Annotated in this window: 19 protein-coding genes and 1 tRNA gene; 13 read left to right on the top strand and 7 right to left on the bottom strand. The window is 43.6% G+C overall.

Translation table 11 applies throughout. From position 1 onward, the window contains the following. Positions 1-20: 20 nt before the first annotated feature. Positions 21-1,853 (bottom strand): dihydroxy-acid dehydratase, encoded by a 1,833-nt coding sequence (gene ilvD, locus Q4486_RS12585; protein WP_303417670.1) that lies wholly within the window; start codon positions 1,851-1,853, stop codon positions 21-23. 173 nt (positions 1,854-2,026) lie between these two features. On the opposite strand from ilvD, the gene ald reads away from it, so the two are divergent. The 6 genes from ald to Q4486_RS12555 all read left to right on the top strand — a co-directional run bounded on the left by ald (position 2,027) and on the right by Q4486_RS12555 (position 6,284). Next, positions 2,027-3,136 carry an alanine dehydrogenase gene (ald, locus tag Q4486_RS12580; protein WP_303519656.1) on the top strand — a complete coding sequence of 370 codons (1,110 nt, stop codon included), beginning with the start codon at positions 2,027-2,029 and terminating at the stop codon, positions 3,134-3,136. A 73-nt stretch (positions 3,137-3,209) separates the two neighbouring features. Beyond that, positions 3,210-3,458: a hypothetical protein gene (locus Q4486_RS12575; protein ID WP_303417674.1), complete on the top strand. Its 249-nt coding sequence runs from the start codon at positions 3,210-3,212 to the stop codon at positions 3,456-3,458. 72 nt (positions 3,459-3,530) lie between these two features. Then, on the top strand, positions 3,531-3,728 hold the full coding sequence (locus Q4486_RS12570; RefSeq protein WP_303519655.1) for a DUF2892 domain-containing protein: 198 nt from the start codon (positions 3,531-3,533) through the stop codon (positions 3,726-3,728). A gap of 225 nt (positions 3,729-3,953) precedes the next feature. After that, a complete protein-coding gene (locus tag Q4486_RS12565; RefSeq protein ID WP_303519654.1) occupies positions 3,954-4,229 on the top strand; it encodes a PepSY domain-containing protein in 276 nt (91 codons plus the stop codon). Positions 4,230-4,236: 7 nt separating this feature from the next. Beyond that, complete coding sequence (locus Q4486_RS12560) at positions 4,237-4,926, top strand: response regulator transcription factor (RefSeq protein WP_303417680.1); 690 nt, start codon at positions 4,237-4,239, stop codon at positions 4,924-4,926. Continuing rightward, positions 4,923-6,284, top strand: coding sequence for an ATP-binding protein (locus Q4486_RS12555; RefSeq protein WP_303519653.1), 1,362 nt, complete (start codon positions 4,923-4,925; stop codon positions 6,282-6,284). The genes Q4486_RS12560 and Q4486_RS12555 overlap by 4 nt, the downstream gene beginning before the upstream one ends. A gap of 15 nt (positions 6,285-6,299) precedes the next feature. Here the strand turns inward: Q4486_RS12555 and argA are convergent, their stop codons facing one another. Further along, positions 6,300-7,640, bottom strand: a complete 1,341-nt coding sequence (gene argA, locus Q4486_RS12550) for an amino-acid N-acetyltransferase (protein WP_303519652.1) — start codon at positions 7,638-7,640, stop codon at positions 6,300-6,302. 6 nt (positions 7,641-7,646) lie between these two features. Then, positions 7,647-8,798 (bottom strand): acetylornithine deacetylase, encoded by a 1,152-nt coding sequence (argE, locus tag Q4486_RS12545; RefSeq protein WP_303519651.1) that lies wholly within the window; start codon positions 8,796-8,798, stop codon positions 7,647-7,649. 234 nt (positions 8,799-9,032) lie between these two features. Here argE and Q4486_RS12540 point away from each other — a divergent pair, with 234 nt between their 5' ends. Together Q4486_RS12540 and glnE are read left to right on the top strand one after the other, a co-directional pair. Beyond that, positions 9,033-10,154, top strand: coding sequence for an inorganic triphosphatase (locus Q4486_RS12540; protein ID WP_303519650.1), 1,122 nt, complete (start codon positions 9,033-9,035; stop codon positions 10,152-10,154). Between the two features lie 95 nt (positions 10,155-10,249). Next, positions 10,250-13,141 (top strand): bifunctional [glutamate--ammonia ligase]-adenylyl-L-tyrosine phosphorylase/[glutamate--ammonia-ligase] adenylyltransferase, encoded by a 2,892-nt coding sequence (gene glnE, locus Q4486_RS12535; RefSeq protein ID WP_303519649.1) that lies wholly within the window; start codon positions 10,250-10,252, stop codon positions 13,139-13,141. Between the two features lie 55 nt (positions 13,142-13,196). Here the strand turns inward: glnE and Q4486_RS12530 are convergent, their stop codons facing one another. Beyond that, complete coding sequence (locus Q4486_RS12530; RefSeq protein WP_303417692.1) at positions 13,197-14,195, bottom strand: branched-chain amino acid aminotransferase; 999 nt, start codon at positions 14,193-14,195, stop codon at positions 13,197-13,199. Positions 14,196-14,795: 600 nt separating this feature from the next. Here Q4486_RS12530 and Q4486_RS12525 point away from each other — a divergent pair. From Q4486_RS12525 to Q4486_RS12510, 4 genes are all read left to right on the top strand, one after another. After that, entirely contained in the window at positions 14,796-16,319 is a 1,524-nt protein-coding gene (locus Q4486_RS12525) for a phosphoethanolamine transferase (RefSeq protein WP_303519648.1), read from the top strand. Between the two features lie 50 nt (positions 16,320-16,369). Next, entirely contained in the window at positions 16,370-17,392 is a 1,023-nt protein-coding gene (gene waaF / locus Q4486_RS12520) for a lipopolysaccharide heptosyltransferase II (protein ID WP_303519647.1), read from the top strand. Beyond that, complete coding sequence (rfaC, locus tag Q4486_RS12515; protein ID WP_303417698.1) at positions 17,392-18,372, top strand: lipopolysaccharide heptosyltransferase RfaC; 981 nt, start codon at positions 17,392-17,394, stop codon at positions 18,370-18,372. The genes waaF and rfaC overlap by 1 nt, the downstream gene beginning before the upstream one ends. A gap of 108 nt (positions 18,373-18,480) precedes the next feature. Then, positions 18,481-19,443 carry a diguanylate cyclase gene (locus Q4486_RS12510; RefSeq protein WP_303519645.1) on the top strand — a complete coding sequence of 321 codons (963 nt, stop codon included), beginning with the start codon at positions 18,481-18,483 and terminating at the stop codon, positions 19,441-19,443. An 82-nt stretch (positions 19,444-19,525) separates the two neighbouring features. On the opposite strand, the gene Q4486_RS12505 is transcribed toward Q4486_RS12510, so the two are convergent. Further along, positions 19,526-19,601, bottom strand: a tRNA-Thr gene (locus Q4486_RS12505). Positions 19,602-19,917: 316 nt separating this feature from the next. On the opposite strand from Q4486_RS12505, the gene Q4486_RS12500 reads away from it, so the two are divergent. Then, positions 19,918-20,934, top strand: coding sequence for an NAD(P)-dependent alcohol dehydrogenase (locus tag Q4486_RS12500; protein WP_303519643.1), 1,017 nt, complete (start codon positions 19,918-19,920; stop codon positions 20,932-20,934). 50 nt (positions 20,935-20,984) lie between these two features. On the opposite strand, the gene Q4486_RS12495 is transcribed toward Q4486_RS12500, so the two are convergent. Together Q4486_RS12495 and Q4486_RS12490 are read right to left on the bottom strand one after the other, a co-directional pair. After that, positions 20,985-24,101: an efflux RND transporter permease subunit gene (locus Q4486_RS12495; RefSeq protein WP_303519641.1), complete on the bottom strand. Its 3,117-nt coding sequence runs from the start codon at positions 24,099-24,101 to the stop codon at positions 20,985-20,987. Further along, positions 24,094-25,203 (bottom strand): efflux RND transporter periplasmic adaptor subunit, encoded by a 1,110-nt coding sequence (locus tag Q4486_RS12490; protein ID WP_303417705.1) that lies wholly within the window; start codon positions 25,201-25,203, stop codon positions 24,094-24,096. The genes Q4486_RS12495 and Q4486_RS12490 overlap by 8 nt, the downstream gene beginning before the upstream one ends. Between the last annotated feature and the right edge of the window lie 151 nt (positions 25,204-25,354).

Raw genomic sequence — 25,354 nt, 5'->3', positions numbered from 1 at the left:
TATTAGATTGTGCAAAAACCTTAATCGAGCATGCTCAGATCACGCACGGCACCTTTGTCAGCCGATGTAGCCAACAAAGCATAAGCCTTCAGCGCCGCAGACACTTTACGCGGACGCTCTTGAACAGGCTTCCATCCCAATTTATCTTGCTCTACACGACGAGCTGCAAGCTCTTCATCTGACAACAGAACATCGATTGTACGGTTAGGAATGTCGATCCGAATACGATCTCCATTACGTACTAAACCAATTGCACCACCAGCCGCCGCTTCAGGGGACACATGGCCAATAGATAGGCCAGACGTACCACCGGAAAAACGACCATCAGTTAATAGTGCGCAGGCTTTACCTAAGCCTTTAGATTTAATATACGAGGTTGGATAAAGCATCTCCTGCATACCTGGACCACCCTTAGGCCCTTCGTAACGCACGATTACAACATCGCCTGCTTTAACTTTATCATCCAGAATGTTGGCAACAGCCTCATCTTGAGATTCAGTAATATGTGCAGGACCTTCAAATACAAGAATAGACTCATCAACACCAGCAGATTTAACAACGCAACCATCCACAGCAATATTACCGTGCAAGACAGCCAAACCACCTTCTAAGGAGTACGCATTTTCGATCGAACGGATACAACCATTTTCACGATCACCATCCAATGTAGGCCAACGTGTTGCTTGGCTGAATGCAGTCTGAGTTGGGATACCTGCAGGGCCTGCCTTATAAAATTCCATTATTTCTGGTGAAGGATTCCGCATAATATCCCATTTATCTAGCGCATCCTTCATTGTAGCTTCATGCACAGTAGGGACATCTGTATGTAAGCGACCAGCTCGATCTAGCTCACCCAAAATACCCATAATTCCGCCTGCGCGATGCACATCTTCAACATGGTATTTAGGGGTATTTGGCGCCACTTTACATAGTTGAGGAACAACGCGTGAAAGACGATCTATATCTTTCATCGTAAAGTCGATCTCTGCTTCCTGAGCAATTGCTAAAAGGTGAAGAATGGTGTTGGTAGAACCACCCATAGCAATATCTAGTGTGATCGCATTTTCAAACGCTTTAAAGCCAACAGAACGAGGCAATACACCTTCGTCATCCTGTTCATAATACTTCTTCGCCATCTCAACAATGGTACGACCGGCCCCTAAAAATAGCTGTTCGCGATCTGCATGGGTAGCGACTACAGTCCCATTACCTGGAAGTGCCAAACCTAGAGCTTCAGCAAGACAGTTCATAGAGTTGGCCGTAAACATACCCGAGCAAGAGCCACAAGTAGGGCAGGCTGAACGCTCAACTGCATCCACCATCTCATCTGTCGCATCAGGATCTACCGCCAGAACCATTGCATCAACCAGATCCAATTTATGCTCAGACAGTTTCGTTTTGCCCGCCTCCATAGGTCCACCGGAAACAAAGATAACTGGGATATTTAGGCGCATAGCTGCCATCAACATTCCCGGTGTGATCTTGTCACAGTTAGAGATACAGACCAATGCATCCGCACAGTGAGCATTGACCATATACTCAACAGAGTCGGCAATAATATCTCGGGACGGCAAAGAATAAAGCATGCCGTCATGACCCATTGCGATACCATCATCGACCGCAATCGTATTAAATTCTTTTGCTACGCCACCCGCCTTTTCAATTTCGCGTGCAACAAGCTGTCCCATGTCTTTAAGATGTACGTGACCTGGAACAAATTGAGTAAACGAGTTAGCCACAGCAATAATAGGCTTGTGGAAATCCTCATCCTTCATACCGGTCGCACGCCATAGCGCACGCGCACCCGCCATATTACGACCCGCAGTCGATGTCTTAGAGCGATATTGAGGCATTAGATTGACCTTTGAAGTTATAAAGTTTTATTTAGCTGATTGCCGATTATAGCAGAATGAAGAGCTAAGCCACCTGCATATATATTGTTTTCTATGCAACAGAACATGCCAATAATTGATTTACCCATTCTTTGTCTAAACTGTAAGTAACAATATACAAGGGAGGGAACGTTATGCGTATTGGCATTCCTAAGGAAATCAAAGTCCATGAGTACCGTGTAGGGCTAACACCTTCTGGCGTCAAACTGCTGTGCCAACAAGGACATTCCCTTTTTATAGAAACAAACGCGGGTGAACAAATAGGCTTTAGTGATCAGCAATACCAACACGCTGGCGCAACGATCTGTCACCAAGCAGAGGAGATATGGAAGCACGCTGAACTAATCGTTAAGGTAAAAGAGCCACTTAGTTCTGAAATACCCTTTTTACGCCCAGATCATGTTTTATTTACCTATCTACACTTAGCCGCCAACCAGCCTCTTACCGATGCCCTTTTAATCTCCGGATGTACAGCTATCGCCTATGAAACAATCACGGATAAAAACAACCGATTACCTTTACTAGCCCCCATGAGCGAAGTCGCCGGTCGAATGTCCATCCAAGCCGGCGCCCACTGTTTAGAAATATCTCAACAAGGCCGGGGCGTTTTGCTCGGAGGCGTTCCCGGGGTGGCAGCAGGAAAAGTTGCAATTCTAGGTGGTGGTATGGTGGGAACGAACGCTGCGATGATGGCCTTAGGCTTAGGCGCAGATACTACTATTTTCGATAATTCACCAGATAGACTGCGTGAACTCGATACACTCTTCCACGGCAGATTAAAAACCCAATACGCAACGAGTGATAGCATATATAAAGCCGTTACCCATAGCGATCTAATTATCGGCGCGGTCCTTATTCCTGGCGCAGCCGCCCCTAAGCTAGTGTTAAATGATCATCTAAAAGATATGCAAAAGGGAACAGTGTTAGTTGATGTTGCTATAGACCAAGGAGGATGTTTTGAAAGTAGCCATGCCACAACCCATACAGAACCCACATTCACAAAAGAAGGCATAGTTCATTATTGCGTCGCTAACATGCCAGGAGCCGTCGCACGCACATCTACAATGGCACTCACCAACGCAACTTTGCCCTATATTATTCAATTGGCAAATAATAGCTGGGAAAGCGTTCTCAAAGGAGATGAAAACTTTGCAAAAGGACTAAATATTGCTAAGGGCAAACTGTTTTGCAAAGGTGTCGCAACCGCATTTAATCTCCCGCTCCATGCTACGACTGAACTATAAATTATTGATAACCTCTTGATCACTGGATGACTGCACTCTACCCTGTAAAACATCTAAAAGTTTGAGGTTAAGCATGTCAAGTATCGATAAAAAAGAGATCCGTTCAGATAAATGGATGAACTTACTGATAAAAACCGGACTCCCTATTGCCTTTATTAGCATTATTTCATTATGGGTGGGTTGGTATTTTAAAATTCCAGAACTAGGCAACTTGTTTATCATCACCGCAGCCACCGCACTCACATTGGGTATGATCTACAATGTTCGGTTTGTCATTCTCTCTGTACGTCAAATCAAAGCTAAGCAGGCGAAAGAGAAATAAACCTCCGGTAGCTTTCCACTTAAGATATAGATCGACTATAGTATTATCAGTGTTATCTAATATAGGGAGAGTATGATGGATAAAAATATTGGTAATGTTGATAAAGCAATACGCATCATCGTCGGATTAGTGCTGATTGCTTTGGTCTTTGTTGGACCACAAACCCTCTGGGGTTGGATAGGCGTGCCTGTCATTCTCATCGCAGTGTTTGGCTGGTGCCCTCTCTACAAAATACTTGGTATTAGTACCTGTAAACGCTGCAAAGAATAGCGAGTAATCAACATCGTTTTATGGGATGAGTTAACCGACTCATCCCATTTATTTCCCTGTAGGCAATCAATACCCTCTTCACTATTCACTCCCTATACAGTTTATACGCATTAGACTTACCTCTATACTTCCAACACGCACCGTTAAGTTAAATAAACATTTCTATTTACTACTTGATAGCGGATACGGGATACTATTCCCATCAATAAAGTATGAGGTTCTACAATGCTCAACCAGCATTTACGTGTTGCTGTGTTATTTACATCTCTCCTTATAGGTTTTAGTCATAACGCATTTGCAAATGGGCAAGAGAATGTTTTATCGCCAAAACAAGCGATGGAAATTGCCACTAAACATGCAGAAGGGAATGTAATCAAAACAGAAGCATCTGAGCATAATGGCAAAGCCGTATACGTAATCCGTATTGTAAACGAAGGCCGTGTTAAGGATATCTTGGTAGATAGCCTCAACGGTAAAATCGTCAAGCCTGAAAAGGACTAAATCAGACATGAAATTACTCGTTGTTGAAGATGATCCAGATCTACGCCGCCAACTCGTAACGGCATTGGGCAGTAATAATTACACTGTAGAAGAAAGTGCTGACGGTGAAGAAGCACTTTATATGGGTGAAGAGTATCCCTACGATCTGGCCATTGTCGACTTAGGACTACCTAAGTTATCAGGCATTGAAGTAATTAGAGGCTGGCGTGCGGCAGGCAAAGAGTTTCCTATTATCATTCTCACTGCACGTGGGGACTGGCAGGACAAAGTAGAAGGTTTAGAGGCCGGTGCAGATGACTATCTAGTCAAACCTTTCCATATGGAAGAGCTGACCGCCCGCCTTAATGCTTTGTTACGACGTGCAGCGGGGCATTCAAAACCGATTCTTGAATTTGGCCCAATTAAAATTGATACCACTGGACGTGTTGTTTATCGCAACGATGAAGCGGTAAAGCTCACAAGTTACGAATATCGTACCTTTGAATACTTAGTCTTAAATGCGGGCAAAACCATTTCAAAAAGCGAGTTAACCGAGCACCTTTACCATCAAGATTTTGACCGTGATAGTAATGTGTTGGAAGTCTTTGTGCGTCGATTACGTCAAAAATTAGACCCCGATCAAAACCTAGATCCTATTACAACGGTTCGAGGGCTAGGCTATCGCTTTGCATTAAGTACATCTAAGGATAGCGAGTGAATGTAAAATCCCCCCTGCACTCATTGCAGGGGCGCTTACTTATTGCCTCAGCCGTCATATTGCCGATTGTGCTTCTCATTGCAGGCATCGCTTTAAGTAAAGCCTATAACTACAGTTTAGAAAATGCAGTTAAAGACCGTCTTCAACTGCAAGTTTATCTGCTGTTAGGTGCCGTCGAGCTAAAAGAAGACCATATTATCTTCCCCGAACGCCTCCAAGAACCACGCTACGAACAGGTAAACTCGGGGCTCTATGCGGCAATCCACGATCAGGACGGCAAACTTCTTTGGCGCTCTTTATCCTCCATTCTACTAGATGATCCAAAACTATCAGAAGTGATCAGCTTAGCTGGTATCACCACTGGGGAACCCCTTTTCGAGCATAAACCCGATGCTGGCGTATTCAGTTTCCAGTTACGTATCATCTGGGAAACTGAAGGAAAAGAGCACTCATTCCTATTTACTGTGATGGAGTCTGACGAATTAGTTACACGTGACATCACCGCCTATGAACAGCAATTAATTGTCTGGCTAGGGATTATCTTTCTCGTCGCACTGCTCGCACAAACATTGATTTTAAGCTGGGGCTTAACGCCTCTAAGACGATTAGCGCGCGACTTAAAAGCGATAGAATCAGGTAAAGCGGATAAATTAAGTGGCCATTACCCCGACGAAGTTCAACCCGTCACTGAAAACTTAAACGAGCTGATCGAAAGCGAAAGGAAGCAACGGGAGCGATATCGCAATACCTTAGGAGATCTTGCCCATAGTTTAAAAACGCCGCTCGCTGTAATGAGAGGAGCTGAGCTCGAAGAACATGAGCTCCACACTTACCAAACACTAGTCGCTGAACAGGTGGAACGAATGGATCAAATCGTTCAATATCAGCTCACTCGTGCGGTAAAAAGCCATCAAAAACCACTAGGTAAATCCGTACAAGTCACACCGATTATTGAACGAATGCTAGCCGCTCTAGGTAAGGTATATAGACATAAAGCGGTGCGCACCGACGTACAACTTGCTGATGATCTGCTCTTTCATGGTGATGAACGAGATCTAATGGAAGTGCTCGGCAATATTATGGAAAATGCGTTTAAATATGGCCATAGTCGGGTCTGTGTATCCGGCACTCATCTTAATGACGAATTAAAACTCTCAATCTGTGATGATGGACCGGGCGTTACCCCAGATATGCGTCAGGTTATCTTACAACGTGGAGAGCGCTTAGACACTTCGATTCAAGGACAAGGTATAGGTCTTTCAGTAGCTACCGATATTATCAGTAGCTACCAAGGCGAGATTGAAGTGCAAAATTCACCTTTAGGAGGCGCCTGTTTTATTATCCGCTTTCCTGACTAGCCTTTTACAAAAAAGTTAGCCCAAATCCCGTATAAAAACTTTCGAGTTCCGTTGCAAGTTAAAAAGCGCCTTCTTCTCTTTAGGAAGCTGATCAACATTACTTTCAACAAAACCACGTTCAATAAACCAATGGGCTGTTTTTGTTGTCAGAACAAACAACTTTTCTAAACCTTGCCCTTTAGCTTGCTTCTCCACTGCGCGTAACAGCTCATCGCCCCTTGCCCCACCTTTATATTCAGAAGCAACAACAACGCAGGCCAACTCGCCAACTTTCTCATCTGCAAATGGATATAGAGCAGCACAACCAATAACAACGCCGTCACGCTCAATCAAAGTAAAGCGTTCTATCTCGTTCTCCAGTACCTCGCGGGAACGGCGTACCAAAGTCCCATTCTCCTCTAAAGGACGAATCAACTCTAATACAGCACCTACATCCTCTATACTGGCTTTCTTGAGCTGCTCATAAGATTCAGACAGAATCATCGTTCCAGAGCCATCCCGGGTAAACAGCTCAGCTAATAAGGCTCCATCCTCTTTGAAACTAATCAGATGACACCGCTTAACCCCTTTACGACATGCATTAACTGCCGCCTCTAAATGACGCGAAAGCTCAGTATGTGCTTGATCTGTATCCTCCAATGAAGATAAGTAATGACTCACTAACCGTTCAGCTTTACGCGTTAATAGTTCACTGCGAAGCGCCCCTGCACTATCAAGAACCCCATTATCAGCACCAAAAATAATTAATTTATCCGCACTCAATGCTGTTGCGGCACAAGTAGCAACATCTTCAACAGATAAATTGAATAACTCACCTGTCGGCGAATAACCTAAATGGGATAAAAGAACGATATTGCCATCATCCAATTGCTGAATAATTGCTTCATGATCTATACGGCGAACTTCGCCGGTATGAGCCATATCAATACCATCTAAAACACCAACGGGCTTAGCCGTCACAAAATTACCAGAAATAACCTTTATGCGAGACCCAGCCATAGGTGTATTCGGCAGCCCAAGTGACAAACGTGCTTCAATCTCGGCACGCACAATAGCTGATGCCTCAATTACACAGGTCATCGTCTCTTGATCCGTCACCCGCAGATGATGGTGCAACTGTGATGGAATCGACTTCTGTTGTAACCGTTCACTAATTTGTGGGCGTGACCCATGCACTAAAATCAACCTCACTCCAAGGCTGTTCAGCAGCGCAATATCATGCACAATGTTAGCAAAGTTAGGCTCGGCAACAGACTCCCCGCTCAACATCAATACAAAGGTGTTTCCACGATGAGCATTAATGTATGGAGAGGAGTGGCGGAACCAATTAACGTATTGTTTAGTTTCGTCGTTCACGGCAGTCTACAAACAGTATTGAGTGATCATTTTCTCTAGTATGGCTACTGTAGGCTTTATCTGATCAAAAGCCAAATACTCATCCGGTTGATGCGCCTGATCAATCGACCCAGGCCCCATCACAATCGTATCCATGCCTAAATCTTGTAAAAACGGCGCTTCTGTTCCAAATGCGACAGATTCAGCTTGGAAGCCAGTTAATTTTTCAGCGGTTCGCACCAGCTCAGAATCCCGTTGGTTTGCAAAAGAGGGAATACCGGGGAACAGTGATTTTGTCGTTATCGCCACACCGAATTGATCCGCAAAGGGGGCCAAACGCCGACTGACATCTTCTCGTAAATTATCTAAGCTCATTCCAGGTAGAGGACGAAGGTCATATTCCAGCTCACAATGCCCACAGATCCGATTTGGGTTGTCACCCCCATGAATACAACCTAAATTAAGCGTTGGTTCTGCAATTTTAAAAGCACTGTTCTGATGATCACGCTTCATTTCATTACGAAAAGAGATCAGTTCGGACAACACCGAGTGCATCGCATCTAATGCATTAGCACCAAGAGATGGGTCTGAAGAATGGCCGGCCTTACCCTCGATTCTTACCGACTCCATCATCATCCCCTTATGCATGTAAATGGGCTTCATTCCTGTAGGCTCACCTATCACGGCGTAACGCGCTGTAGGCTTACCTGTTGATGCTAAAGCACGGGCACCACTCATCGAACTCTCTTCATCCGCAGTTGCAAGAATAATCAATGGCTGCTTTAAGGGTTGATCAAGAAACTTCTTCGCAGCTTCGATAGCAATCGGGAAAAACCCTTTCATATCGCAGGTGCCTAATCCATAAAAGCGATTATCTTTCTCCGTCAACGTCAAAGGATCACTTTGCCAACGTTCAGCATTAAAAGGGACAGTATCCGTATGGCCAGAAAGCACTAATCCACCAGGGCCTTTTCCTAAAGTCGCTATAAGGTTCGCTTTACCTGGGTGTCCTTCAACAGGAATCACTTCAGTATCAAAACCCAAATGAGATAACCAGCCTTCTAACAGCTCAATAACAGGCAGGTTACTTTGATCCCAATCAGCTTGAGTACAACTGACCGAGGGACTTGCGATCAACTGCGACAACATAGTGACCAGATCAGGGCATTTCTTCGACATCAGTGACTCCAAACAAAGATAGATTTAACGCCTTTAATATAATTATCATGGCGGATAACGTCTAAAAAACATTTTAAGCCGAGCAGTTTAGTTTAGATAGGGTTTTCCCGCTGCAGCTGAGGTAAACTGCACCATATTAGACCACCCGCATTAATCTAAGCGAGGTCTAAATCTTAAACAATAATAAAAAGAATAAAGACAATTCCCTAACTCCAGAGTATAGAGAATCAAACGATGGCACTTGAAGTAGAGCTCAAACTAACCTTAAGCCCACACCATATTGAATCCCTAAAGCGTCAACCGCTGTTTAGGTCTCAACAGATTCGAGAGCTAAAAACAGAGCAATTGGGCAACACCTACTATGACACCCCTGACCAGTTGCTCACACAACATAAAGTAGCATTACGCATTCGTAAGAAAGGGGAGCAACTCATCCAAACACTCAAAAGCAGTGGCAGCTCAGAAGCGGGCTTGCACAGCAGAAATGAGTGGGAGTGGCTGCTCAACTCACCGGAATTAGATTTCCAGCTACTCGCCTCTGCTGAATGGCCAAAAGCGCTCGATAGTAAAACCCTACAGAGTAATATAGCGCCAATATTTACAACCAACTTCCAACGCACGACTTGGATCTTAGATAGCTTAGATAGCCAAGGACAGGTATTAAAAGCAGAGATAGCATTAGATCAAGGCACTGTAACCGCGGCCGGAAAAGAAGACACCATCTGCGAATTGGAGATCGAATTACTAGAAGGTAATGGATCAGAGTTAGTAAAATTCGCTCTTAAATTAGCTAAGCATGTGCCGCTCTATATTAGTGATGTAAGTAAAGCAGAGCGCGGCTACCGTTTATTGCAACCGGACAACTATGAGGTCCATCGCACCTCAGCACAGCTGGATGCCGACACGAGCCTTGAACAAGCCTTCATTAAACTGCTAAAAAATGAACTTAGCTTGTGGCCTCGCTACTTTGAAGCTTGGCACTTTACCAATAACTGGAAATTCATACCTCTTGCCCTCGAGTCATTGAGAAATGTAAGTGCATGCTATGAAAGCTTTAGCAGTATTATTCCAGCAGAACCCGATGGCGTAATAGATAAACTACTCACCAAATTAATACGCCAACTTAGAGATATAGACGCATGGCGTAGAACAGCGTTACTCTCAGGCCATAAGGATAACCGTTGGTTCAAACAGCAAGCAGAACAAGCTGCAGCCAGAATCAATGTCCTATTACAAACAGCAGAGCCCGGCGTACTTGCTCTATTAATTTCAGAACAATTAATCGAGCAAACTTGGCGCAGCCGCTGGAATGAGCATCACAAACAGCTCGCTAAGCAAACGCTATTTGATAAATAAATATTTAATCATCGCCCAGCGCCTGATCACAATCAGGAACTGGGCAAACGAGCACTGATACGATTAAGGGATTCTTCTCAGGAGCCATATTACTCATGCTGAAACCGCAGATGGAACAACTACCCGAAGCGCTACACCCCCTCTTACAACAAAACTGGGATCAAGTTGCGCCTGTCTTAGAGCAAATTAAGTCATCCCCTACATCCTTTGCCGATGACTTAACCCGAACATTAACGGGTAGCACATTTGTTGCTGAACAGCTGAGTCGTCACCCTGAAATGCTTCCTGAACTACTCACCAGTGGTGACCTATATTCCGCCTATGATGAGGATCACTATCAAAACAGTTTAAAATCACTCTTTGCACCATTAGAAACTGAAGAGCAACTGCATAAAGCCGTACGCTGCTTTAGGCAACGCGAACAAGTACGCTTGATCTGGCGAGATCTAAACCGTTTCAGCGATATGCGCACAACCACCCGCGAACTCTCCTGGTTAGCCGACGCCTGTGTAGAACAAACCATGAACTGGTTATATCAGCAAGCCAGTGAACGCTGGGGAACACCTATAGGTAGAGAGAGCAAAGAGCCACAACGTATGGTGGTACTTGGCATGGGGAAACTCGGTGCTAATGAACTCAACCTCTCATCAGATATAGATCTGATCTTTGTTTATCCAGAGAATGGCGAAACCCAAGGCAGTAAAAAATGCCTAGATAATCAGGATTTCTTTATTCGCCTAGGTAAAAAGCTGATTCAAGCGCTTGATAATACCACCATCGATGGCTTTGTTTTTCGTGTAGATATGCGTTTACGGCCCTTCGGATCGGCGGGGCCTTTGGCCATTAGCTTTGATGCGATGGAAGGCTACTATCAAGAACATGGCCGTGAGTGGGAACGCTACGCGATGATCAAAGCTCGCGTCATGGCTGGCGACAAAGATGCAGGCAATGAACTTATGGGGATTCTTCGTCCCTTTGTCTATCGAAAATATATAGACTTCAGCGCCTTTGATTCCCTAAGGGAAATGAAGGATATGATCAATCGTGAAGTCCGTCGCAAAGGGTTAAACAATAACGTTAAACTCGGTTCAGGCGGCATACGTGAAGTTGAATTTATCGCGCAAGTATTCCAGCTTTTACGTGGTGGCAGAGATTCAAGGTTACAACAACGGGAGTTATGCAACATTCTCCCTCTCCTACCTGAAGCGGTTGGTATGCCTCAAGTCGCGTCTGATGAACTAATGCAAGCTTATGAATTTTTACGTAATACAGAGCATGCTATTCAAGCAGTTGCTGACAAACAAACTCAAGAGCTTCCTACAACAGAGGTAGAACAACTCAGACTTGCATTTAGCATGGGATTTAGCACATGGGACGCCTTTTTAAACAGCCTCGAAGAACAGCGGGAAAATGTGCGTCAGCACTTTGCTGATCTGATCGCTCCTTGCGAAGAGGAAGACCCAGAACAGACTTTAACCGATCAGCAGTTATGGTTATCCCTCTGGAAAGACGAGCTAGAAAACATTCAAGCAGAAGCCATTTTAAAAGAACAAGGTTTTGATACCCCAGAAAAGGCGTGGGCACTTATTGATAGCCTACGCCAATCAAAGACAGTACAAATGCTCCAGAAAATAGCACAAGAACGTTTACTCTTAGTGCTACCCGCTCTTTTTCAAGAAGTGACTAAAACTGACAACCCAACTGAAACATTAAGCCGCGTTTTTGAGTTAATTCAGGCGATACTACGCCGCTCAGCTTACTTAGTCCTCTTAGCTGAAAACCCCAACGCCCTACAGCAACTCGTTAAGCTCTGCTCGGCTTCAAACTGGTTTTCAGAGAAACTAAAAACACAGCCTATATTACTTGATGAGCTGATCGATCAAAACACACTTTACACTCCTACTGACAAGCAACAGCTAGATAGTGAGCTACGCCAGCAGCTATTACGTATACCTGAAGAAGATACCGAGCAACTCATGGATGCGTTACGTTACTTCAAAAATGCCCATGTATTAAAAGTTGCAGCATCAGAGATAACCGGCGCCCTTCCTCTAATGAAAGTAAGTGATTACTTAACCTGGACGGCTGAAGTTATTCTCGAAGCGGTTGTTGATATCGCTTGGAGACTAATGACTGAAAAGCACGGTTTACCACAAAAAACAGCCGGCGTTCCCTGCAATCCTGACTTTATCGTTTTAGGCTACGGTAAAATGGGCGGCATAGAACTTTCCTATGGATCAGATTTAGATCTTGTCTTTATCCATGATGCAGACCCTAACCTCTTTACTGATGGCGAAAAACAGATCGCCAATGCCGTTTTTTATACCCGTTTAGGGCAAAAAATCATCCATATACTCAACACCTTCACTACTTCAGGTCAGTTATATGAAGTGGATATGCGACTTCGCCCTTCAGGAAACTCAGGCTTGTTAGTCAGCTCATTAAAAGCCTTTGCTGAATACCAACAGAAAGAGGCATGGACATGGGAGCACCAAGCTTTAGTACGTGCACGGGTCGTCGCTGGCGATAAAGCACTACAAACACGTTTCGAATTAGTTCGTGCTGAAATTCTCAGCAAGAAACGTAATACCGAGCAGTTGCTAGCTGATGTCACTGAGATGCGTGAAAAAATGCGTCAGCATTTAGGCAGTAAAGAGAGCGAAAGCGATCAAGTTTTTCATTTAAAACATGATCGAGGCGGCATTGTAGATATTGAGTTTTTAGTACAGTACCTCGTACTCAATTACTCAAATCAATACCCCGAACTGTACCAGTTCACCGATAATATCCGCATTTTGGATGCCGTTGAGAATGTAGGTCTACTGGAAGAACAAGAGACTGAAACACTACGAGAAGCCTACAAAGCTTATCGTGCCGTAGGCCATAAACAATCAATGCAAGACCTATCAAATACGATATCAGCTTCAGAGATGAAAGACCTTAGAGAAACGGTCGCCACGATTTGGCAGAAAGTGATCAACAAATAACAAAAAAGGCGGACTTTTTTCAAAGTCCGCCTTTTTATAATGAAAACAACTTAGATTAAACGTCGGTCAACCAACCGTGCTTATCTTCAGCTTTACCCCACTGAATATCATTCAGAGCGGTACGTAGTTTAACGGTAGTTTCACCAATACCACCGTTACCTACTTTGTATTCTTTATCTTGGTAAACCATAGTACCAACAGGTGCTAGAACAGCAGCAGTGCCTGACAAAGCAGCTTCACAACCCGGCTTTTTGATGCGTTCAAGCATCTCATCAACGGTAATTGTACGCTCAGAAACTTTCATACCTAAATCGCGAGCAATCGTTAAAACGCTATCACGGGTAACGCCGTGCAAGAAACTATCATCAAGGGAGCGGGTGATCACTTCATCACCATCAATTAATAGGAAGTTTGCCGCGCCGGTTTCCTGAACATCCCCATTTGGACAGAATAAAACCTGATCGACCTTATGTTCCGCTTTAGCTTTCATGGTGGGTAAAAGCGCACTCGCGTAGTTACCACCACTTTTGATCATGCCATTATGAGGTGCGCAGCGCAGGCCTTGATCTTCTACCAAAATACGTAACGCACGATCACCACCCGCAAAATAATCCCCTACCGGCGATAACAACACATAAAAACAAGCGGTTTCAGAAGGTGCGGCGGCTTTACCTACAGCGGGCTCAGTACCAAACAATGTAGGACGAATATACATTGAACCCGGAGGCTGTGGCACATCAGACGCAAAACGTTTAACCGTATCTAAAATCATCTGAGTGACAAAAGCTTCATCTAATTCAGGTAGTGCCAACAAACGTGCACTTTGCGCTAAGCGCGCCACATTACGATCAATCCGGAAGACCTTAACTGAACCATCCGCATGTTTAAATGCTTTAAGACCTTCGAAACAGGTACTCGCATAATGCAACGCATGAGCACCCGGATGTAACTGAATGCTATTACTCGGGACCATTTCGACCGCACTCCAGCTTGAACCGTCAAACCAAGTGATTGACATTTCCGGCATAAAAACGGAGCCAAATGCAGTAGCCATGATACCTTCCTTTAATTAATTACCCGCTGTGCCGATAAATCCCCTCATAATAGGGACAGCGACAGAGATGAAACATGATGAGTGTAAATAGGGCTGACATTCTAATCCTCAATAGAACAAATTGGAATTACCTCAGCCGCTAACTTGCCCTCTTCTATAAAAAAAACGCTCTAGCCCTATTTTTGCATAGAAATTGGGTGTTTTTTGCTAATTATTGTATGATTCTCAACTTTAAATAATCGATTCTTTGGCCCAATTTACCAAACAAGGCCACCATCAGCGTGAGCCAAGACCTTATTTTACTCGGTTGCTTTTAGATAAATAAAAACAACCTTTAATCGAGAAACAATGGAACAATTATTCATTAAGCTAGTAAACCTAGGAAGATCTGCACCCAAACGTGCATTCCTAGTTATTTTTCTTTGTCTCGCGCTATGTGATCTATTGTTAGTTCGCGATATAAACTGGCTCATAGAAAATTGGGAGGGAAAACGGTTTTGGGTTAATTATAGCTTCAGCCTAATCTCATTATTGCTCCTTATGCTGATCATCTCGCCAAGTAAAAACGGCCCGGTTCGATCTATATTTCTGTTTTTTATCTTGGGCACCCAAATCGCCCAACAATCTTACTTTTCCATTTATCGAAATTTTGTCACGGTCTTTGACCTACGGTTTGTCGCTGCCGATCCCTTACTGACCTTAGAGTTATGGCTTGATAACGCCATTATATTCAAACCGATCTTATTACTTGCGATAGAGCTCCCGCTCTTAATGTTACTTTTCCGCTTAAACCTCAAACCTAAATGGTGGGTTAGAGGCGGTAGCTTTATTGTTGCATCACTGTTCTTTTTACTTGTCTCATTTAGCTGGTATGGCATTAGCAAATATCAATTTAGTTCAGTCGCCTACGCTGGCGTGTTTCCTAACCTTATCGAAAGAAATGCCTTTGAAGGCAAGTTAGCTGACAAACCAGTCTTAACCGCTCAAGAACCCGCCAGTAACGCACCCAATATAGTTTTTGTAGTTGGTGAATCCCTTACCCTAGATCACACAGGTATTGCCGGATATGAACGGCAAACAACACCAAGATTACAAGGGATGATGGAACGTGGCGAGATGCTGTTGTATCGCAATGCAGTCAGTATAGGCACACGTACACTTAGCTCAGTGCCTTATATGCTCACAGGCTTACAAGGAATCGATCCTCACGGCCTCGTCTATAGTAGCCCCACTATTTTCAATTACGCCAAAGCGGCGGGATACAGAACGGCGTTAATAACGGCTCAAGACTTTCAGTGGCGAAATGTAGATCAAATATTTGTTGATCAAGACTTAGATTTCTACAAACCAGGTACAGACTTCAGCGTCTCAGTTTCCGTCTCAGAAGGGGCGGATGATATGAAAGTACTTAAAGAAGGTATTATTCCCTTCCTTGACGCATCATTAGGTGATCATCAAAAAGCACCTATGCTTTTAGTGGCGCAGATGAACGGTAGTCATTACCCCTATAGCAACCACTCGCCTGAGTCGATCAAAAAATTCCTTCCAGAAGAGAAGCCTAACGGTATTAATGCCTACGACAACACTGTGTTATACACAGACCTATACCTTGAGACATTGGTCAAAAATATCAGGCAGCGTGACCCAAATGCCTGGGTATTCTATTCTTCCGATCATGGCCAAGATATCTCCCACAACAAAACATCGTTCAACTCAGGCTATGGGTCCGGCGTTATACACAACCCGCTAATGGTATTCCCACCGGCAGAGTTCTTGGAAACACTGAGAATCAATGAAACGGCGCCGGTTAGCCAAGCGGATATTTTTGCAACTATTATCAATTTAATGCAGATTGAACCTGTATCAGAAATCAACGGCATCGATTTGAGAACGGCGATCGACCCAACAAGGTTACGTGTCGTATCCGCTTATATGAAAACGCTCCACAATGAGCCAAATGCGGTTCTTATTATGCCGACCCTCAGCTATATCTATATCGATTTTGATCGACAAAGCGCTACGCTGACTGATGGAAACACCATCATTCCCTATAAAGAGATGGCCGCAGAATATCGAGCTATTTTTGATCGTCGTCTAAAACCAACAAACCACAATGAGCCTTAGATTATGTTTGCTAATGCTGCGTTTACTTATCAAATGCTAGGTCGCTTCAAATGAAAACACTGATTATCGGACCTTCATGGGTTGGCGATATGCTGATGAGTCAATCACTCTACAAGCATCTAAAGCAACAAAACCCTGCACGAGAAATCGATGTATTAGCGCCTAACTGGTGCCGTCCTGTTTTAGCTAGAATGCCCGAGATCAATCAAGCAATTGAGATGCCGGTAGGCCATGGTAGTTTACAATGGTCACTGAGGAAAAAAATTGGCAAACAACTCGCTCAAACAGGCTATGAGCAAGCATTTATACTGCCCAACTCCTTAAAGTCCGCATTAATCCCTTGGTTTGCGAAGATCCCAACACGCACAGGATGGCGTGGGGAGATGCGCTATGGATTGCTAAATAATCTACGCGTATTAGATAAAGACGCATTTCCCTTGATGGTCCAACGTTATGTCGCTTTATCACAACCATCAGAAGCGTCAGCCTTAGCATTAGATAACATACTCTATCCACGCCTTACCGTAGACGATGAACAGCGTATAAAAGCTTTAGAGCAGTTCAGCCTTACAACCGATCAAGCCATTGCTTTCTGCCCAGGTGCAGAATTTGGCCCGGCTAAACGTTGGCCCGATTACCATTATGCGTCACTCGCGAAAAAACTAATTGCCGATGGCTATCAGATTTGGTTATTTGGCTCAGCAAAAGACCAAGATACCTGCCAACAAATACAGAACCAGCTAACAAGCAACGAACAAGCAAGCTGCCATAATCTAGCCGGAGAGACCAGCTTACCCCAAGCGATCGACCTCATTTCGCAGTGTAAAGCGGCTGTCAGTAACGATTCAGGCCTAATGCATATTGCAGCAGCCGTTAATACACCGCTAGTAGCTCTTTATGGGCCCACCAGCCCAGGCTTCACCCCGCCGCTATCTCAACAAGCAGAAATAATCCGCTTGATTGATGGTTTTCACAAAATAAGAAAAGGCGATGCAGACCAAGGCTACCATCAAAGCCTCATCGATATCAGCCCAGATATGGCTTATACAGCACTGCAACAGTGGTTAAAATAATGAAAGTACTGATCGTAAAAACTTCCTCTATGGGCGATGTCATCCATACACTTCCTGCATTAACTGATGCCGCTGCTGCCTATCCTGATATTCGCTTTGATTGGGTAGTGGAGGAGGGGTTTCAAGAGATCCCCCATTGGCATCCCAAAGTGGATCACGTCATTCCTGTTGCGATTAGACGGTGGCGCAAAAGCATTATTCAAACCTTAAAAAAGGGTGAATGGTCAGCTTATAAAGCTCAATTACAGGCACAAAATTACGATTTTGTTATTGATGCTCAAGGACTATTAAAAAGCGCGCTTCTAGTTTCTAAACTTGCCCACGGCCCCAGCTATGGCTTAGATAAAGAGTCTGCTAAAGAACCGCTGGCAGCCCGCTTTTACGACAACCCCATCTATGTAGATAAAAACCTACATGCTGTCGAGCGTATACGTCAATTATTTGCCAAAGCTCTAAATTACCCCCTACCTAAGCAGCTAGGTGATTTTTCCATTCGCCAACATTTTGTACCAACATCACCGACAGAGCCCTATTTAGTATTCCAACACAGTACAACTCGATTTGATAAGCATTGGCCTGAAGAGTATTGGATCTCACTCATCGAAAAAGCCAGTGATTGGAAGATTAAACTCCCTTGGGGTAGTGAAGCAGAGAAAGAGCGTGCCGAGCGCTTAGCGCACAACCAACCACACGTAGAGGTTCTCCCTAAACTATCGCTGTCAGAAATAGCAACTGTGCTTGTTAGTGCCACAGGGTGTGTTTCAGTAGATACAGGCTTATCTCACCTCGCTGCCGCGCTTGATACACCCAACTTAATACTTTTTGGCCCAACCGACCCCGGCTTAGTGGGTGGTTACGGCAAAAATCAGCAATGCTTAGAAGCTAAAAATTATCCTCTCAACACACACAAAGCTGAACCTGCCGTTTTTGCTCCGTTAACACCGGACATAGTTTGGGCCACTTTCCAAAAAATGATTTAACCCTTACTGATCTCAATCACATTATCACACGGATATATTGGCGGCCTCATTCATACCAACTAGCATTAGAGTAGGGTATGTTTTAATAAAAAACAGAGCGAAAACCAAATGTTCGAATCACTACTAGAGCGCCGAGATCAAGCAGATGTTGAACGGCTATCTAATGAGATCAAAACAGCCTTGGCCGATCATCATCACTGGATGCATAAAATCAGCCTAGCGATTGCAGCACGCAAGCCAATAGATGAGCCTTCATTTATTGCTGAAGATGCGCACCAGTATTGTAATTTTGGCCTATGGATAGACTCAATATTAAAAGACAAAGATTTCCAGACTCACGCATTTACAAGAATTGACCAACTCCATAAAGCCCTTCATGACCAAGCACGAATGTTGTTAGTCTCTCTCGAAAAGACCCAACAATTTGACGAGCAGAAATATGATGATTTCTTAGAGATCCAACGTAACTTTTTTAATGAAGTGCTTTCAATGTTGGAATTCTCAGTCATCAGTAAATACCAATTTGACCCTACAACCAAATTACTTAATCGCAGAAGTGCAAATATGCTGTTGGCCCATGAAAAGGCACGTATTCAGCAAACAAACCACTCCGACTGCTGTATTGCCTTAGGTGATATAGATAAGTTTAAGGACTTTAATGACACCTATGGTCACGACTTAGGGGATTTAGTTTTAGAACATGTCGCCTTTATATTTAATACAACAATAAGAAAGCATGATTCTGTTGCACGCTTTGGCGGTGAAGAATTTCTTTTCGTTATGCCTAACTTAAATTTAGAAAATGCGAAAAAAGTCATTGAACGGGTACGTAAAAAACTAGAAAGCACACCTTTCATACATCAAGGGAACGCACTAACGATCACTGCATCATTCGGAGTTACTCAGCTTAGCCATGATGATGATATCAAAAACTCTATAAAGCGAGCGGATGTCGCGCTATATACCGCAAAAAACAGCGGCCGAAATAAAACCATTAGCTTAGATGCTGCAGAAGCCGAAGCGATTAATCACAACAGTGCCGATAGTGAACTTAATCAAGTAGACGCCTAAACAGCTGGTAATCTAAACATATAGATATAGTTTAAGGACGTAATAAAGTGATTGAAGAACTTTCCTAGAACAAGGAAAAAAATGGTGCCGGCACGAGGAGTCGAACCCCGGACCTACTGATTACAAGTCAGTTGCTCTACCAACTGAGCTATACCGGCACACTGAGGACGCGAATCTTAGGGATTTTTTATCGGCGAATCAAGCCCCTTTTTTAAAAAAATAACTTTTCTTTAGCATTATTCTCTTCTGATAGATCTACCTAGTATTTTTATAACCCATCCGACCTCCGACATATTCCTTGACAATGAAATTGAACGATCGTTAAACTTGGTCGATTAAGGTTCTATAAAAGAGCATTGCAAAGACCTACTTTAGAACAGGTTCTTAGATAAATAGAACCAATTCTTAGACAAATGGTTGCGGCATACGCTTTACCATGTAAGCCTAATAACTCACCTTGTTCGGAGAAAAATAATGCGCGCTTATCAAGTAACGACTGCTGATGGCATCAATGCGGTCCAACAAGTAGAAATAGATATTCCTACCCCGGCTGCTGATGAAATTTTGGTAAAAATGAAAGCCTGTTCACTCAACTATCGTGACATACTGATCACCATGGGTGGATATGTAAGGAATGATATACGTCCAATCATCCCTCTTTCTGATGGTGCAGGCGAAGTTGTTAGCGTAGGTGATTCTGTCACCAACTTTCAAGCAGGTGATCGCGTTATTGGCAACTTTTTCCAAGCTTGGAAAGATGGAAAAATTGATGACGATGGACTCAATTCTGCAATGGGCGGCAGTATAAATGGTGTGCTTGCCGACTACTTTATCCTTAAAGCCGATTGTAGTGTCAAAATCCCTGATTATCTCTCATATGCTGAAGCTGCAACGCTCCCTTGCGCAGCAACGACTGCATGGCATTCACTTGTCTCTGTTGGTGAATTAAAGCCTAACCATACAGTTCTACTTCTAGGTACTGGCGGCGTTTCTATCTTTGGATTACAAATCGCTAAGGCCCTAGGTGCCAAGACGATTATCACCTCTTCCAGTGATGAAAAGCTTGCGCACGCTCGCACACTTGGCGCAGATCACACAATCAATTATAAAACTCATCCAAATTGGGAAGAAGAAGTACTAAAAGTCACTAACGGAGAAGGTGTAGATAACGTACTTGAAGTTGGTGGTGCAGGTACATTTGAAAAATCTTCAGCCTGCGTAAAACCCAATGGAACGATCTCCCTAATAGGCATTCTGACCGGACTTGAAAGCCCCTCCATTAGCTTGATGACTATTTTCAACCTATTACGGATTCAAGGCATTTATGTCGGCAGCACCGAGATGCTTACGCAGCTAATCTCAGCTATGGAAACCCATAAGATCCATCCTCAGATTGATAAAAAGTTCCCATTCTCTCAGGCACTCGATGCTTATGAATGGATGGCGCAAGCTAAACATTTCGGCAAAGTTGTGATCGAAAGCGAAGACTAAGATAGATTTGCGGGGAGCTAAAAAAGAGCATCGGCTCCCCCACATTTTTATTACAGCGATGTTTGTGTTTCTACCGGCAATGATTTTAACCGGAAGGAATGGAAAATATGATACATAATAGGCACGAGCACTAGGCTCACGAGCATAGAAAAGCTTAGACCCCAAACAACAGTCACAGCCAAGGGCTGTAACATTTCAGCCCCATCGCCCCAACCTAAAGCCAAAGGCAACATGCCGACAACCGTACTTAATGTCGTCATTAAAATCGGTCTTAAACGCAATCGTGCAGCCGTAACAATCGATTCAGATAACTCTGCACCTCGCGCACGTTCCAACTCAATATACTCAACCATTAAGATAGCATTATTCACTACAATACCAACTAACATGATCATACCGAGCCAAACGGGCATAGACAGCGGCAGAGCCAATGCATAAATACCTAACGCCACCCCCACAGAAGCAAATGGCACACTCAAAATAATAATTAATGGGTTCATTAGTGACTCATACTGAATAGCCATCACAACAAACACTAAGAAAAGCGCCAAGAGTAATAAAATATCTGTTAATTCTTGCTGTTCAGCTAACGCTTTTTTAGAACCACCATCATACAAAGTATATCCAGCAGGTAGCTCAATCTGCTCTCTTAATTGATCTAAGGCTTGAACCGCCTCTCCTAAGGTAGCATTACCGGTCAAGGACGCAGTTACCTCAACAATACGCATCTGGTTATCACGCTTAATCGTAGCGGGTGTTTCTAACAATTCAATAGACGCAACCGTACCAAGATAGACCGGTGGCGAATCATCCGATGCAGGGAAAAGAATAATAGACTCTAAATCCTGTGGAGAGATTATCTCTGTTTGCGCTAAGCGAAGACGGATATCGTAGGATCGATCACCCTCAAGAAAATCGCTTACAACAGTACCTTGCAAAGCAATTTGTGTGGCTTGAGTAAGATCCTGTAGATTTAAACCTAATTGTGCGGCCCGCTTTCGATCCAAAGTAATGGCAATTTCAAACTGCTCGTCCTCGGCGGAATGGGTAATATTACTCAAACCTGGGATATTAGCCATTTTCACGCTGATATCATCAGCAATCAGCTTAAGCTGCTCATTATCACTACCTTGTATTCTTAAACTAAGGTCATCATCGCCTCTATTTGTTCTAATGCCCCGAATACCTCGTTGAGACATATTAATCTTAAAACCGGCCAACTGAAGGTCATTTATCTGCTTATTCATACGCTCCATCCACTCATGACTACTTGCTGAGCGCTCTGATAGAGGTTTAAGCTGGGCAATGATGGTGGTACGGCTAGGTGTTTCCCTTTGCGTTCGACCAAATACGGAACCACCTACTAAAGTAAAAACAGTATCGATTTCTGGCTGTTTGGCAAACAAGCTTTCAATTATATGCGCTTTCTCATCCATCTCTTCCAATGAAATACCAATATCAGCAGAGACAATCACTCGAACACGCCCATCATCCAGTTGCGGCAAAAATATCTGTTTACCACTCATAAAAACAGGAACACTAGCCGCTAAACCAAGGACAAATAAAACCACCGTAAGCCAACGCACTTTAAGTACTTTAGATATGATAACCGCGTAAAAATCCTGCAAGTGGTTAACGCCCTTATCCACCTGCTTACGCAGCCAGTTTGTATTCAAACTAGTCACTTTCGCGGCATAAGCTGGCACTAGCGTTAACGCAATAATCATTGATGCAAAAATGGCCGCAGAGATAGTAAAAATCAGCTCCCGAAACAACAAGCCTGTCAGCCCACCAATAAAGAGAAAAGGTAATACCGCAGACAGGTTAGTAGAGGTGGAGGCGATGATAGCCCCATTTACCTCTGTAGCCGCATCAGAGGCCGCATCCTCAGGCTTTTCGTGCTCACATTGATGTCGATATATGTTTTCCAACATCACAATCGTATTGTCTACCAACATCCCCACGCCTAACGCTAAACCACCTAAGGTCATCACGTTTAAAGTTAGCCCACCGAGCCCCATCAAGACACAGGTAAACATAATGGCAATAGGGATAGCGCTACCAATAATCAGCGTGCGACGTAAGTTGCCTAGGAAGATATACACAACCGACATCGCCAACAAAGCACCACTAATGGCCGCTAAACTAGCATTTTGTAAAGATTGAAAAATATAAACAGACTGATCAGATACAGTAGTTACACTGACATCTTCAGGTAAAATTTTCTGTTCTTTGAGCCAACGCAATCGCTCTTGAACTACATCAACTACTGACGTGGTGTTAGCTGTAGGCTGCTTCTGGATAGATAATTTGATGCCACCAATACCATTAGCACGTACTTTAATACGCTCATCCTCATGGGTATCAAGCACCTCAGCAACATCACTAAGATAGACGGTGTTCCCAGCATGCTGGGCCACTGGAAGTTGCCTTATCTCCTCCACACTTTTAAGACGACCGCTAATACGACCCGTAATTTCATGGGCGGGCATCTGCAATCGCCCTATGGGCTCATCGCTATTAGATTTTTCCAAAGTATCAATAACATCTTGATAACTCAGCCCTAACCCCGCTAAGCGACTTTGATCAGGAATAATCTGAATTTCTCTCTCTAGTCCACCACCCACCTCAGCAGCGGCGACACCAGGCAAATTCAAAAACCATTTAGCAAATACATCATCTACCCAACGGCGAAGCTCGACCCCGTTTCTGAATTGAGAACTAATAACAAACTCCATAACGGGAATTTGAGATGGATCGAGTTTAAAAATAACGGGAGGATCAATACTATCGGGAAGAAATCTTTTTGCGCGGTCTAATCGTGTACTGGCATCGCGTAGCGCAATATCAATATCCTTCCCATAATCAAACGCCAAATCAACCGTTGAGAGCCCGCGCGTTGTATTAGATTGAACACTAATTGCATCTTCTGTAATTGCTAATTGCTCTTCAAGCTGGCGAGTTACTTTATCCTCCATCACAGAAACAGGTACACCGCTATCGATAATGCGCACACGCACTTCTGGATAAATAATATTAGGTAAAAGATCTATAGCTAAACGGCTAAGTGTAAATAATCCCAAGACAATCACAGCCGCAGCAATCATACTCACCCCAACAGGATGGCGAATGGACCAGCTGGCAATGCTTTTACGATGGTTATTCATTAGGAGAGTCTATGCGAAGGTTGTTATTAAGTTCTGCAGGTGCTGTATTCGATGCAATAACTTTGACCTGCGTACCATTGCGTAAATTCGTATAGCCCCGAGTTACTATTCTTTCACCCTCTTCAAGGCCTCTTAAAATCTCAATTTGTTCGCCTATTTTCAACCCACTCACAACTGGTCGAATCTCCGTCCGATTATCATCACCGATAATATAGACATATTCCCCCTGCGAAGAACGTCTAAGGGCAGCAAAAGGAATCAATAGCCGAACAGCTTCCTGAGTTTTTAATTTAACCCGTGCCAACTGCCCTGGTAGAGCGCCTTTAGGTACAGGAGACAATGCAATTTCTACGATCCCGGTACGCGTAACCGGATTAAGGGTGGGATAGATACGGGTTATTTTTCCTTTAACAAAAGGTTCTGCTAAATCTTGGCTACCAGCAAGTGCATCAATAGTCATAGAAACCGCATCACCTAAATGCAGTTTATTAATCAACAAGGCCGATACATTTAATTCAGTAATCAATGAGCTTTGATCGGAGATAGTTAATAGATGGCTATAGCTTTCAACGATATTACCTTGCTCAGTTAAACGCTCACTAATAACCCCATCAATCGGTGCTCTTATTTGCGTGTAATCTAATCGAGTCGCTAAAAGCTGCTCGTCTGCTTGAGCAACTGCCAATTCAGTTTCAACCCGTGTTAATTCTATTTCCGCCGCTAATTTACGTTTCGCTAAGCCGCGGATACGCTTTAAATCCTTTTCCGCTTTACTGCGTAAGGCTTGTGCACGTTTAAACTGTGCTTTTAACAAACGATCATCAAGACGCGCAACTATATCCCCAGCCTTTACCTGATCACCTTCATAAAAAGGGAAGAACGTAATGCTGCCCTCCTCCTGACTATAGATGTGTATATCTTGGTGGGCTCGCAATGTACCTGTTCGTTCTCGCTCTATAGAGGTACTAACTTTTGATGCAGCAACGATTTGGACCAGATGCTCTTTTTTCTTCTTCACCTGATTCGCTTCAGGCTCAGAACAGCTACTTAATATCATGCAAAGAAAGAGAGAACCAATTATTAGAAAAAGATTACGCAACATCAAAATATACCTATAAATAAAGCGACACTGCGTCCACTTATCTAACTAAAAAGAAAAGAGTCACGCGATTTGTACTTTTTTGTTTCATTCTAGAAGCTAAAAAAATTCAGGTCTATATCTATGTTTTACTACTCTTATATTACAAATAATA

Source organism: Neptuniibacter sp. 2_MG-2023 (assembly GCF_030547495.1).
Taxonomy (GTDB): domain Bacteria; phylum Pseudomonadota; class Gammaproteobacteria; order Pseudomonadales; family Balneatricaceae; genus Neptuniibacter.
Note: the sequence above shows the minus strand (reverse complement) of the source record. Positions and strands in the feature narration are given on the sequence as shown.